This is a genomic window from Streptomyces sp. NBC_01334 (genome assembly GCF_035983595.1).
In the GTDB taxonomy this organism is placed as follows: domain Bacteria; phylum Actinomycetota; class Actinomycetes; order Streptomycetales; family Streptomycetaceae; genus Streptomyces; species Streptomyces coriariae.
The window spans coordinates 9584605-9597516 of record NZ_CP130718.1; the positions used below are offsets into that span (position 1 = coordinate 9584605).

General features: G+C 69.8%; 9 protein-coding genes. 4 read left to right on the forward strand and 5 right to left on the reverse strand.

Annotation, left to right across the window (positions count from 1 at the left end):
- Positions 1-107: 107 nt before the first annotated feature.
- From OG736_RS42540 to ccrA, 4 genes are all read right to left on the reverse strand, one after another.
- A complete protein-coding gene (locus tag OG736_RS42540; protein WP_327187251.1) occupies positions 108-1658 on the reverse strand; it encodes a DHA2 family efflux MFS transporter permease subunit in 1551 nt (516 codons plus the stop codon).
- Entirely contained in the window at positions 1651-2241 is a 591-nt protein-coding gene (locus OG736_RS42545; RefSeq protein WP_327187252.1) for a GbsR/MarR family transcriptional regulator, read from the reverse strand. Before OG736_RS42545 ends, OG736_RS42540 begins: the two co-directional genes overlap by 8 nt.
- Before the next feature lie 95 nt (positions 2242-2336).
- Positions 2337-4046: a 3-hydroxyacyl-CoA dehydrogenase family protein gene (locus tag OG736_RS42550; protein WP_327187253.1), complete on the reverse strand. Its 1710-nt coding sequence runs from the start codon at positions 4044-4046 to the stop codon at positions 2337-2339.
- The gene (gene ccrA / locus OG736_RS42555; RefSeq protein WP_327187254.1) at positions 4043-5419 is read right to left on the reverse strand and encodes a crotonyl-CoA carboxylase/reductase; all 1377 of its coding nucleotides are present in this window, start codon (positions 5417-5419) and stop codon (positions 4043-4045) included. Before ccrA ends, OG736_RS42550 begins: the two co-directional genes overlap by 4 nt.
- A gap of 951 nt (positions 5420-6370) precedes the next feature.
- On the opposite strand from ccrA, the gene OG736_RS42560 reads away from it, so the two are divergent.
- Positions 6371-9097: a helix-turn-helix transcriptional regulator gene (locus tag OG736_RS42560; RefSeq protein WP_327187255.1), complete on the forward strand. Its 2727-nt coding sequence runs from the start codon at positions 6371-6373 to the stop codon at positions 9095-9097.
- A gap of 92 nt (positions 9098-9189) precedes the next feature.
- Here the strand turns inward: OG736_RS42560 and OG736_RS42565 are convergent, their stop codons facing one another.
- Complete coding sequence (locus tag OG736_RS42565; RefSeq protein ID WP_327187256.1) at positions 9190-9627, reverse strand: ester cyclase; 438 nt, start codon at positions 9625-9627, stop codon at positions 9190-9192.
- 302 nt (positions 9628-9929) lie between these two features.
- On the opposite strand from OG736_RS42565, the gene OG736_RS42570 reads away from it, so the two are divergent.
- Genes OG736_RS42570 through OG736_RS42580 form a run of 3 tightly spaced genes read left to right on the forward strand, consistent with a single transcriptional unit; the run spans position 9930 to position 12877 of the window.
- Entirely contained in the window at positions 9930-11063 is a 1134-nt protein-coding gene (locus tag OG736_RS42570; RefSeq protein ID WP_327187257.1) for an acyl-CoA dehydrogenase family protein, read from the forward strand.
- Entirely contained in the window at positions 11060-12550 is a 1491-nt protein-coding gene (locus OG736_RS42575) for an amino acid adenylation domain-containing protein (RefSeq protein WP_327187258.1), read from the forward strand. The genes OG736_RS42570 and OG736_RS42575 overlap by 4 nt, the downstream gene beginning before the upstream one ends.
- A gap of 51 nt (positions 12551-12601) precedes the next feature.
- Complete coding sequence (locus OG736_RS42580; RefSeq protein WP_327187259.1) at positions 12602-12877, forward strand: acyl carrier protein; 276 nt, start codon at positions 12602-12604, stop codon at positions 12875-12877.
- The last annotated feature ends 35 nt before the right edge of the window (positions 12878-12912 follow it).

Consider the following 12912-nt stretch of genomic DNA (forward strand, 5'->3'; position numbering starts at 1 on the left):
GACGAGGGGAGGGGCCGGGCCGCGCACGGGCGCTCCGGCCCCTCCGGTCGTCGGGTGCCTCAAGTCCCGCCGGTCGGCAGGTGGTTCGGGGTCTGCCGGACAGCGCCTCAGGCGGCTTTCCGCAGAGCCGAGGGCTCCTGTTCGCTGCCCCCGTCGTGAGGCTCGGTGCCGGGCTGCCGCTTCGGCATGAACAGCAGGGCCAGCACCGCGGCGACCACGGCGATACCGCCGCACACCGCGAGCAGGGACTGCATCGCGTGGACGAAGGCGTCCTGCACGGAGCGCACGACGGCGGGGCTTCCCAACTGCTCGCCCACCGCCACACCGGCGCCTACGCTGCGCCGAGCGGCCTCCTTCGCCTCGTCGGGCAGACCGGGCAGTGTCAGATGCGACCGGTAACTCGCGTTGGCGATCGTGCCGAGCACCGCCACACCCACGGCCCCGCCCACCTGACGCAGCGCCGAGACGACCGCGGAGCCGACGCCGGAGCGTTCCTTGGACAGGGAGTTGACCGCCGCCGCCATCGTCCGGGTCATGGCGAGACCGAGACCCAGCCCCGTGATCACGAGCCAGAGGGCCACGAACCCGTAGTCGGAGGAGAGCGAGGTCCTGGTGCCCATGAACAGGCCGATCGCGACCAGGACGAAACCGGCCGTGGGCACCGCGCGGGGGGCGGCCTCGGGGGAGCTGCGGATGACGGCGGCGCTGACCAGTACCCCACCGATCAGCGGCAGCAGGCGCAGGCCCGTGCCCAGCGCGTCCGTCCCGTCGACCGCCTGGAAGTACTGGGGCAGGGCGAAGATGAGCCCGAACATCGCGAAGCTGACGACGGTGCCGAGGATCGAGCCCCACACGAATCCCGCGTTGCGGAACAGGGACAGGTCCAGAAGGGGATCCCGGGATACCGCGACCCGGATCTCCCACAGCACGAAGACGACCAGCAGTGCCAGGCCACCGATCAGCGGCAGCAGGGACCGAGGGTCGCTCCAACCCTTCTCGCCGGCCTCGATCGCACCGTAGACGAGGGCTACCAGGCCGACACTGGAGAGCAGTACGCCGAGGAAGTCGATGACGCCGTGCTGCGAGCCCCGTGAGGACGGCACCAGGCGGGCCACGGCGAGCAGGCCGAGGGCGACGAGCGGCACGTTGATGAGGAAGACGGAGCCCCACCAGAAGTGGTTGAGCAGGGCGCCGCCGATGATCGGACCGAGCGGGAGGCCCAGTGACTGGGTGACGGCGATGACGCCGATGGCCTTCGCCCGTTCGTGCTCGCCCTCGAAGATGTCGAGGAGCACGGAGGTGCACAACGGCACGAGGAAGGCCGCGCTGATGCCGAGCACCGTCCGGGCCGCGATGAGCATGCCCGCGGAACCGGAGTAGGCGCACCACAGCGAGGCAAGGCCGAACAGGAACAGCGACGCCATCAGCATGGTCTTGCGGCCCAGCCGGTCGCCGAGCAGACCGGCGGGCAGCAGCAAGGCGGCCATGGCCAGGGTGAAGGAGTCGACGAACCACTGCAGGTCGCTGGTCGACGCGCCGAGTTCCGTACTGACGGTCGGCAGTGCGACGTTGAGGATCGTGGCATCCACACTGACGGTCAGGAGACTTAAGCCGATCGCCGCCAGGGCCCACCAGCGACGGGCATCCTCGTTAGTCACCGTGTCCTTCTTTCCGTGGGGGGTGGTCTGCGGGCGGGGTCGCCGGCGCGGGACCGGCGCCGGCCGCCGTCTCATCGGGGGTGAAGGTGTCGCGCACGTCGTCCCAGCGCTTGAGCAGCGGTTCGGCCTCGACGTTGAGCCACTCGAAGACCCGGTGCGCTTCGCGCAGGCGTTCCGCCCGGTGCGCGCCCTGCGGGAACAGGCCCAGCCCCTCGTCCGTGATGTCGGAGAAGGAGGCGATGCTCTCCAGTCGTCGGCGGAGCATGGCGGACCAGGCGTCCGGCGCGACGCGGTAGTACGTGGAACGGTCCCCGCTGCGCGTGACGGCCTGGATCATCCGGGCCTCGGTCAGCAGCCGCAGTGTGCTGGTGAGGGAGGCCCGGCTCGCCTGCACGGCGGCGGCGATCTGGGCGGGATTCTGCTCCGGCGGGTCGCTGACCATCAGCCAGGCCAGCGTCCGTCCCATGATCGGGGGCCAACCGGACTGCTGCATGAACCAGGTGCCGACCTGCTCGACCCATCTCTGGACCCGCGCGGCGTCGGTGTCCTGGTCGTCCCGATCGCCACCGTCGGACGACATCATGATGCCTCGCCTCCTACAGCCCATACAGATGACTGCAAATTTCAGTCATGACTGTAATCAGTGAAAGGCGAGGACCGCAAGGACGCGCGCCGCGCTCACCCCGCCGTCCGCAACCCCTTGCGGTTCTTGCGGCCGAGCCAGCCGCTGCTCACGAGCAGCTCCAGGAGCGGCGACGGCGCGAAGTCCGGCTCGCCGAACTCGGCGTGCAGCTCGCGCTGGATGGCCAGTGAGACGTCCAGCCCGATGGCGTCGAGCAGGGCGAACGGACCCATCGGGTGACCGAAGCCCTGCTCGACAGCGGTGTCGATGCCCTCGACGCTCGTGCCGTGCCGGTCCAGCAGCGTCAGCGCCCGCCCGAGGTAGGGGAACAGGAGGTAGTTGACGATGAATCCGACCCGGTCCCGGCAGTGCACGGTCGTCTTGCCCAGCCGCTCGCAGACCGCCTGCGCGGTGGCGAGCGCCTCGTCGGTGGTGTGGTCGGTGCGTACGAGTTCGACCAGCCGCATCACCGGCGCGGGGTTGAAGAAGTGCATCCCGACCACCCCCGAGGCATGCCCGGCCGGCTCGGAGCACGCGGTGACCGACAGGCTGGAGGTCGTGGTCGCGAGCAGGGCGCCGGGCTTGCACGCCGCGCCGAGCCGGGCGAAGAGCGCCCGCTTGACGTCGAGGTCCTCCACCACCGCCTCGATCACCAGGTCGCAGTCGCTCACCGCGCGGAGGTCATCGCTGCCGTCGAGCAGATCCAGCGCCGCGGCCTTCGTCGCGGGAGCGACCCGGCCCCGCAGGACACCGCGGGACAGCGACTCGCCGATCTTCGCCAGGGACCGGGCCACCTTCTCCTCGCTGCGCGCCACCAGGACCGTCGGGAAGCCCGCGACCGAGGTGATCTCCGCGATGCCCCGGGCCATCGTCCCCGACCCCACGACGGCGACCCGGTACACACCGGCTGCCGTGCCCGGTACGGCGACGGACTCCTCCGCGTCCACGGGCCGTCCGGAGGCGTCGTACGCGTAGAAGCCACGGCCGCTCTTGCGTCCCAGGCGACCCTGCTCGACCAGCTCGCCCAGCATTCCGGCGGGCAGGAAGGACGCGTCGCCGGTGCGCCGGTTCAGGTCGGTGAGCGTGGCCAGGGCCGAGTCGATGCCGATGCGGTCCAGCAGTTCCAGCGGTCCCAACGGGAGGCCGCAGCCCAGGCGCATGGCGGTGTCGATGCCGTCCCTGCTCGCGCCGCCCCGCTCGTACAGGGCGGTTGCGCGGTTGAGGTAGGCGTATACCAGGGCGGTGGCGTCGGCGGCGCAGCGGGTGTCCACCGTGACCGGCTTCAGGCCGAGGTCGCCCACCAACGTGTCCACAAAGGCCGCGGTGTTCTGCGAGGTCATCGTCGTGCGGACCGCCTCGACCGGTCCGCCGGGGCGGGGCGGGGTGAGGAAACGCAGGCCCATGGTGTTCGCGGGGCGTCCGGAGAGGGCGGCGAGCCGAGTCAGGGGCACAGCGGCCGTCGTGCTGACCACGACCGTCTCGTCGGGGCAGACGGTACGGAGGCGGCGCAGAACCTCGGTCTTGACGGCCTCGTCCTCGCCGACGGCCTCGACGACCAGGTCGGCGCGGCTCAACCGGCCGATGTCGCCGGTGAGGGTCACGCATTCGGTGCCGGTGGCCTTGAGCTGACCGCTCAACCGCGCCAGGACGGAGGGGTCGTTGTCCACGCCGATCACCTCGCGAGGTGCGTCCCGCAACAGCGTGAGCAGTGCGGATCCGATCGTCCCCAGACCGATGACCCCGATCACGGGTGTCTGCTGTGTCATGACTGCGGTGACCCCCTTCGCGGCCGAGGGGTGGCCGCCGTTTCGCGGAAGCGGTTGATGGCGTCGATGTGCTGGGCGCGCTTCTCCTCGTCGCGCACGCCCAGACCCTCCTCGGGCGCCAGGCACAGCACGCCGACCTTGCCCTGGTGCAGGTTGCGGTGCACGTCGTAGGCGGCCTGCCCGGTGTCCTCGAGGGAGTACACCCTGGAGAGGGTCGGGTGGATCTTGCCCTTGGAGATGAGGCGGTTGGCCTCCCAGGCCTCGCGGTAGTTGGCGAAGTGCGAGCCGATGATCCGCTTCAGGGACATCCACAGGTAGCGGTTGTCGTACTCGTGCATGTAGCCGGAGGTCGAGGCGCAGGTGGTGATGGTGCCGCCCTTGCGGGTGACGTAGACCGAGGCGCCGAAGGTCTCGCGACCCGGGTGCTCGAAGACGATGTCGACGTCCTCGCCGCCGGTGAACTCGCGGATGCGCTTGCCGAAGCGCTTCCACTCCTTCGGGTCCTGGGTCCGCTCGTCCTTCCAGAACCTGTAGCCCTCGGCGTTGCGGTCGATGACCGCCTCGGCGCCCATGGCCCGGCAGATGTCGGCCTTCTCGGGGGAGGAGACGACACAGATCGGGTTGGCGCCGCCGGCCAGGGCGAACTGCGTGGCGTAGCTGCCGAGTCCGCCGCTGGCGCCCCAGATCAGGACGTTGTCGCCCTGCTTCATGCCGGCGCCGTTGCGGGAGACGAGCTGCCGGTAGGCGGTGGAGTTGACGAGGCCGGGGGCCGCCGCCTCCTCCCACGACAGGTGGTCCGGCTTCGGCATCAGCTGGTTGGACTTGACCAGGGCGATCTCGGCGAGGCCGCCGAAGTTGGTCTCGAAGCCCCAGATGCGCTGCTCGGGGTCGAGCATCGTGTCGTTGTGGCCGTCCGACGACTCCAGTTCCACGGACAGACAGTGCGCGACGACCTCGTCGCCCGGCTTCCAGGCGTTGACGCCCGGGCCGGTGCGCAGGACCACGCCCGCCAGGTCGGAACCGATGACGTGGTACGGCAGATCATGTCGGGCGGCCATGGCGGACGTCGCGCCGTATCGCTTCAGGAAATGAAAGGTGGGCAGCGGCTCGAAGATCGAGGTCCACACGGAGTTGTAATTGACCGAGGAGGCCATAACGGCCACCAGCGCCTCACCCGGGCCCAGTTCGGGCACCGGTACCTCGTCGAGGTGCAGCGACTTACGTGGGTCCTTGTCGGCCGACGCCATCCCTTCGAAGAGACCGATGTCGTCCTTCCGGATGGTGACGGCGCGATAGGTGTCCGGTATTCGCAGGCCGGAGATGTCCTCGCTCGTCGTGCCGTCGGCAAGAATGGCGCTGATGATTTCTTCCACGCGTTTCCCCACAGTGGCCGAAGAGTTGCACGGATGAGTAGGACTCACGCCTTCCCGGCGGACGCGTCGGCCCTCGGCGGGAGTACGGGTCTGCGCCACGCTAGTGAGCGCGAACGGAACCGGACAACCCCTACACGTGAGAGGAGAATTGGCATAGGGGAAGGACTTCGGGGCAGGCGGTCTAGGGGTATGCCGAGAGCCGTGCCGCGTCGTGGCTCGCCGACCACCGGACCGGGCGCACCGCGGCACGTTTCCACGACCCCCGCAATGCGGCGTGGGGCGTCGGACGATTGCCGTGCGCCCGTGGTGACGGGAAGTCGAAGACGGGCGGGACGGGGTACACCGAGGGGGAGATAGGGGGTGGCTAAGGGGGGTGCTCGACGTGATCCCCGGCGCTGGCCGGATATGGCCGACGCAGGGAGCGCAACGGCCGGAAAAGAGCGACCCGCTACGTTATGGCGCATCGGCCCGGCAGCGCGCAGACGGAGCGCGGATCGAGGCGGAAGCCCAGGTCAAGTGGGCTGTGGACGGTCACTGTCCGGCCGGCACGGCAGTGGGCCCGCCCTCCGTGCACGCTTGTACGGTGTAAGCGGTGTGGCTGGAGAAGGGGCCTCGCGCATGGTCGTTCAAGACGCTACCCTGGGGCCGACAGCGAGTGTCAGGGTTGCGATACGGGGGCAATGATGCACTCTTGGCTCAATCAGTGTCTGTTGGGACATCGAGATACAGGCCTGGGGCACGTGGATTTCCCCCGCCCGAATAGCTGATGTCCCGTCAAAACATGTCCGACGGACAAGCGCGCCGACATGTTACTGCTCCTCTCGTGATGTGGGCTTTTGACCCGTCATTGAGACTGCGGGATGTTCACCTGCCTGATCGGTCGGCGACCTCAGTGCAGCCCTGCCCTTGAGCGCGTAAAATTTATGTGAACTCACGGGGTGTCCAACAAGGATGATACTGGTCAATCGTGAAGCGGAACTTGGGCTACTGAAGTCCGGACTCGCGGAATGCGCAGCCGGGCGGGCCAAGATGATCGTCGTGGAAGGCGGCGTGGGCTGCGGCAAGAGCGAGTTGCTGGACACGTTCACGGAATACGCCACCGAACAGGGGGCGGCGGTCCTCAGAGGGATGGGAATACGCTCCGCATCCGACCAGCCCCTCGCCCTGCTGCGCCAGTTGCTGGGCCAGGTGCCGGGCTGGGTTTCCTCCGAACCCGGCGTCGCGGAGCAGGAGTTCGGCGAGGCCCTCCACCGGCTGGCGAGTCGGAGCCCCGTGGTCGTCTGTGTGGACGACGCACAGTACGGCGACAGCCGGTCGCTTCACCACTTGTTGCAGGCGGCGGGCTTCACCCGATCCGCCCGGATCCTCCTTGTGTTCGGGGACAGCCTGCACCTCCCGCGCCGGGATCCGGTGATCAAGACGGAGCTGCTGCGGCAGTCCAACTCACTGCGGATCCGCCTGGGTCCGCTGACCAAGCAGGGCACGGCCGCGCTGCTCGCCGCGCAGGGCGGCGACGCGCAGGACCGCCGCCTCGTGGACCGACTGCACTTCATCACCGCCGGAAACCCGCTGCTCCTGCGGGCGCTGCTGGAGGAATGCCGTCCCGCCACCGCCGGCTCCGGGATTGCGGACAAGATCGAGCCCATGGAGGGCGGACTCTACGGCCAGGCGGTCCTCGCCAGCCTGTATCGCAGTGGTCCGGCCGCCCTGGAGCTGGGGCACGCGCTCGCCGTCCTGGACGAGCCGAGGGCCACCGAGATCCTGCCCCGGCTGGTCGACCAGCCCTCGGCGCTGATCGACCAGAACCTCCAAGCCCTCACCGCCGCCGGCATGATCGCGGGCACCGCGTTCCGGCACCAAGCCGCCGTCGCCACCGTCCTGGCCGACCTGGCGCCCGACCGCCGTACCGCCCTGCACTCCTGGGTCGCCGTGGCCCTCCACTCCGCCGGATATCCGGCATCGGTGGTCGCGCGCCACCTGCTCAAAGCGCGCAGCGCCGCCCAGCCCTGGGAGCTCATCGCCCTGCGCAACGCGGCGGAGGAGGCACTCGCCGAGGACGACGCCGTACTGGCCATCGCCTGCCTCGAACTGGCCCACGAGGCCTGTCCGGACCCGGCCCAGCGCATCGAGATCAAGATGCGGCTGGCGCTGATCACCTGGCGCACCAACCCCGCGGCCGCGGAGTACCGCCATCTCCCTGAACTCCTCAGCGCCATGCGGCGGGGCGAGCTGTCGCCGACCAGCCTCGGCATGCTCGGCAAGCTGCTGGCCGCGCACGGCCGCATAGTGGAGGCGATGGAGGTCCTGCGGCTGAGTGAGGACGCGTCGTGCGACGACCCCCGGCCCGTCCCCGGCATCCACCCCACCATCGCCTCGATGTGGGTGCGCTACGGGTTCCACGGCGTGGACTTCCCCGACAGCGGTCAGCGGGGCGGCGCGGTGCAAGGGCCGGCCTCCGCCCCCGGCTCCCTGGTCAACGGTTCCGTCCCCGGCATACCGCTGCTGCGGAAGTCCGCGGAGGACGTGCTCATCGCCGCGCAGGACTGGAGCGGGTCCGCGGAGAGTTTCCTCGAGATGTGCTCCCTCACCGACTCGATGGTGGCCCCGGTGTGCAGTGCGCTCAAGGCGCTGCTCTACTCCGACCAGGTCGAGGCGGCGGCGCAGTGGTGCGCGAAGATCCTGGACGAGGCCACTCGGCGCAACATCCCCGGATGGCAGGGGGTGTTGGCCGTCGTCCAGGGGATGATCGCCCTGCGGCAGGGCAAGTTGGAGGAGGCCGTCGCCAGCGCGTCCATGGCGCTGGAAGTGGTGCCCGAGCGCAACGGCAGTGTGCTGGTCTGTGGTACCTCCTCCATCCTGGCCATGGCGTACACCGAGATGGGGCGTTACGACGCCGCGGTCCGCCTGCTCGACCAGCCGGTTTCCCAGGACTGGTTCGACAGCGTGTACTGGCTCGGCTACCTGCGGGCGCGGGGGCACTTCCATCTGGCGACCAACCGCTCGCATGCCGCCCTGTCGGACTTCCTGAGAATCGGGAAACTGGCGGGCAGTTGGGGGATCGACCACCCCATGCTGGTGTCGTGGCGCACCGACGCGGCCCAGGCATGGCTCCAGCTCGGGGAGCCGTCCCAGGCCCAGCAGTTGCTCGACGCCGAGGTCAGCCAGGAGTTCCCCGGGTACGGCCGGCTTCGGGGGATCACCCTGAGGCTGCAGGCCGCGATCGCGCCGCTGGCCGACCGCGTACAACTGCTCGGTCGGGCCGTCGAGGAGTTCGACGCCGGCAACGACCGGCTGGAACTGGCCAAGGCGCTGGCCGACCTCAGTGAGGCGCATGAGGCGCTGGGCAACCAGACCCGCGCGGATCTGGTCCGGCGTAAGGGCCGGCATCTCGCCGGGGAATGCGGCGCGGAGCCGCTGTACCGGCGCATGGCCGCCGGCGGACGGAACAGGATGGTTGCCGCGGATTCGGATTCCGGCCCGGTGCGACCCGAACCGAAACCCGGCGTGGAACTCACCGAAGCGGAGTACCGGGTGGCCTCGCTGGCTTCCTACGGTCATACCAATCGCGAGATATCCCAGCAACTGTATATAACCGTCAGTACCGTCGAGCAGCATCTCACGCGGATATACCAGAAACTCCGGATAACGCGACGACAGGAGATACCGGTCGATCTGTGACGTGCGGGAAGTGTGGATCGCGTCGGTGGTGCCCGCGATCCACACCCCCTTGAGGGGTAACCCCTACGGTGACGCCCTCACCGAGGACGCCTTCACAGAGAGGCCTTCACGCCGAGTTGCGCGAGCATGGTGACGTTGTCGCTGATCGTCCAGTGCTCGACGATCCGGCCGTCCCGTACCCGGCTCATGTTGAGCATCGTCATCTCGAAGGGCCGGCCGGTCGGTGGGACCCCCATGAACTCGACGGTGTGCGTGCCCCGTGCGACGCACCGCGTGGCCACCAACTCCCCGGTCTGCACGATGTCCTGCACGGTCGCGGTCATGTCCGGGAAGAACGCCTGGGTGAACTGCCACACGCCCAGCCACCCCTCGCGGTCGCGGGGGGTGCCCGGCGGGTGTTCGGCGTCGCCCGCCGTCCCGGGCAGATGAATGACGGCGTCCGGGGCGATGAGCTCCCGCAGGGTTTCCAGGTCGCCGGAATTGAACGCCTCGTAAAGGCCGGCGATTGTGTCCGAAGGCTGATGAGCCATCGCGAATCCGTCCCGTCTGAAGAAGAACCGAGAAGAGCTGACCCGAGGCGACAGCAGCCGGGAAGTACGCAGAGCTTGCCGACAGGAAGGCCGAGAAGAGGTCGGCGGAGTATCGCCCCGTTCACCGCAACGTACTCGCGGCCCCGCTCGATGGGCAACCCCACGGTAACGTGCTCGCCCCGGCCCCGGATAGGGGAAATAGGGGCCTCCGGTAGGGGATGACTCAACCCGGTGGGCCGAGAGTAACGTGCCGAGCGGAAACGGCAAGGCTTCTTCTCATCCGACGCGAGGTACGGCTTTCCGTGGATTTCGACCTCACCGAAAAACAGCGGCAACGCTATGACGACGTCTTGTCCGAAGTGCGGGAGCGGCTCGGCGAGCCCCCCACCGGCGAGCCGTTCACCCCTGCCCGATGGCAGGACGCGGCACGGATCGGCCTGACCGGCCTGTGCCTGCCGACCGAGTTCGGAGGCGGCGGTCTCGGCGCGCTGGACACCGCGCTGTGCCTGGAGGCGTTCGGCCGGGGATGCCCCGACACCGGGCTGGTGTTCGCCGTTTCCGCCCATCTGCTGGCCTGCGCCGTCCCGATCCGTGACTTCGCCGACGTCTCGGTGCGAGGGGACCTGCTGTCCGGGCTGGCGTCCGGAGAGCTCGTCGCCGCCAATGCCATGACGGAGGACGACGCGGGTTCCGACCTGAGCCGTCTCGCCGTCACCGCAGAGCGGAAGGACGACGGATACCGGCTGAACGGGGAGAAGTCGTTCGCCAGCAACGCCCCGGCTGCCGATGTGCTCGTCACCTACGGCACGAGCGACCCCGCAGCGGGGTTCCTGGGGGTCACCGCCTTCGTGGTGCGCGCCGACCTGCCCGGTGTCCAAGTCGGCGAACCCTTCCGGAAGATGGGGCTCAGCGGCTGCCCCGCCGGGCGGGTCGCCTTCCGCGACTGCAATGTCCCCACTTCCCACCGGCTCGGCGCCGAGGGCCAGGGGAGCATCATCTTCCAGCACTCCATGGGCTGGGAACGCGCCATCCTGTTCGCCGGCTACCTCGGCCTGATGGAACGCCAGCTGGAGCAGTGCGTGCTCCATGCCCGCGAACGGCGCCAGTTCGGCCGCGGCATCGGCGAGTTCCAGGCCGTCTCGCACCGCATCGTCGCCATGAAACAGCGGCTGGAGGCCGCCCGACTGCTGTTGTACCGCGCCTGCTGGCTCATGGACCAGGGGCGCGACCACAGCACGGCGGTCGCCCTGTCCAAGACAGCCGTCTCGGAGGGCGCGGTGGCCAACAGCCTCGACGCGGTCCAGATCTTCGGAGGCTCCGGCTATCTGAGCCCCGCCGGCATCGAACAGCAGCTCCGCGACGCCGTACCCAGCACGATCTTCTCGGGGACCACGGACATTCAGCGCGAGATCGTCGCGAGGGAGATCGGCCTGTGAACCTCCACCAGCTCGTCGTCGACACCGCCGCGAAGGAACCCGACCGCCTGGCCGTGGAGGGAACGACCGCCCGACTGACCTACGCGGAACTCGACTCCACCGCCAACGCCCTCGCCCACCGGCTGCGCGCCATGGGCGTCGGACCCGGTGACCGGGTCGTGCTGTGGTCGGACAAGTCGCCGGCCGTCGTGGCCGCGATGCAGGCGGTGCTCCGCCTCGGCGCCGCCTATGTGCCCGCCGACGGCACCCTGCCGATCGCCCGGGTCGCCGCCATGGCCGCCGACTGCTCGGCCGCCGCGCTCCTCGCCCCGGCCGACCGGCTGGCGCGGGTCGCCGACGAGCTCGGCCCGCGCTGTCCGACCGCCGACCTCGCCGAGCAGCCCGATCCGGCCGCCGAGCCCCTCAACGCCCTGGTGGCGCCCGACGACCTGGCGTACATCCTCTACACCTCCGGATCGACCGGTGCCCCGAAGGGGGTGTGCGTCAGCCACCGCAACGCGCGCGCCTTCATCGACTGGGTGGTCGAGGAGATCACCCCCGGGCCGCAGGATCGCTTCTCCAACCATGCCCCCTTCACCTTCGACCTGTCCGTCCTGGACCTCTACGCCGCGTTCGCGGCCGGCGCCTCGGTGCATCTGATTCCCACCGAACTCGCCTACGCACCGGAACAGCTGGTGGGGTTCCTGCACGACCGGCAGATCACGGTCTGGTACTCGGTGCCGTCCGCCCTCACGCTGATGATGCGTGGCGGGGGACTGCTGGACCGCCCCGCCCCCGACGCGCTGCGGACCGTGCTCTTCGCCGGGGAGCCCTTCCCGCTCCCGGGCGTCCGTGCGCTGGCGGGATGGACCGACGCCCGGCTGCTCAACCTCTACGGGCCCACCGAGACCAACGTCTGCACCCGCCACGAGGTCCGCCCCGCCGACCTGGACGGCGACCGGCCCCTGCCCATCGGGACCGCCGTCAGCGGTGACCGGGCCTGGGCCGAGGGCCCGGACGGGCAGCTCGCCGCACCCGGCGAGGAGGGCGAACTGCTCGTCGACGGGCCGACGGTGATGCTCGGCTACTGGGGCAGGGAACCGCACACCGGCCCCTACCGCACCGGCGACCTGGTCCGCCTGCTGCCCGACGGATCGTTCGCCTACCTCGGCCGCCGCGACCACATGGTCAAAGTGCGTGGCCACCGGGTCGAGTTGGGCGAGGTCGAGTCCGTGCTCGCGCTGCACCCGGACGTCGCGGAGGCGGCGGCCGTGGTCGTGGGCAGCGGCATGGACGGCCGGCTGGTGGCGTTCGTGGTGCCCGAGCCGGACCGCCGCCCCGGAGTGCTCTCGCTCGTACGACACGCGGCGCAGCGGCTGCCGCGCTACATGGTCGCCGACGAGGTGCGCGTACTTCCCGAGCTGCCCCGCACCCGGAACGGGAAGGTCGACCGCCCGGCGCTGCGGGACGCGGCCGAGGCCCCGACCTCGGACGGCGCCGCGCAGTGAGAGCACTCCGTCCCTCGGGAGCCCAGCCAAGCCAGCGAGAAAGGTGACGCCATGTCCCAGCCCGTGTCCGAGGAAGAGACGTCGAAACGGATCACCGAGTTCATCCGCGAGCGGTTCCTCGACGGGGACCCGCAGGGCGAACTCGAAGCCGGATCGCCCCTGTTGGAGTGGGGCGTCCTCAACTCCCTGCGTGTGGCGCGCCTGATCGCGTTCATCCGCAGCGACCTCGGCGTCCCGGTGTCCGCGATGGAGATCAACCCGGACAACCTCCGCGACGTACGCAGCATCACCGCGATGGTGACCCGTCTGGCCCGCGCCGGCGCCTGACCCCCGCTCCGGCGGGCTTCCCGTCCGCCGAGCCG

What these genes read in the sequence shown, in the direction of transcription:
- OG736_RS42580 (WP_327187259.1), top strand. Translation starts at nt 12,602, where the DNA reads ATGTCCCAGCCCGTGTCCGAGGAAGAGACGTCGAAACGGATCACCGAG.
- OG736_RS42560 (WP_327187255.1), top strand. Translation starts at nt 6,371, where the DNA reads ATGATACTGGTCAATCGTGAAGCGGAACTTGGGCTACTGAAGTCCGGA.
- OG736_RS42565 (WP_327187256.1), bottom strand. Translation starts at nt 9,627, where the DNA reads ATGGCTCATCAGCCTTCGGACACAATCGCCGGCCTTTACGAGGCGTTC.
- OG736_RS42550 (WP_327187253.1), bottom strand. Translation starts at nt 4,046, where the DNA reads ATGACACAGCAGACACCCGTGATCGGGGTCATCGGTCTGGGGACGATC.
- OG736_RS42545 (WP_327187252.1), bottom strand. Translation starts at nt 2,241, where the DNA reads ATGATGTCGTCCGACGGTGGCGATCGGGACGACCAGGACACCGACGCC.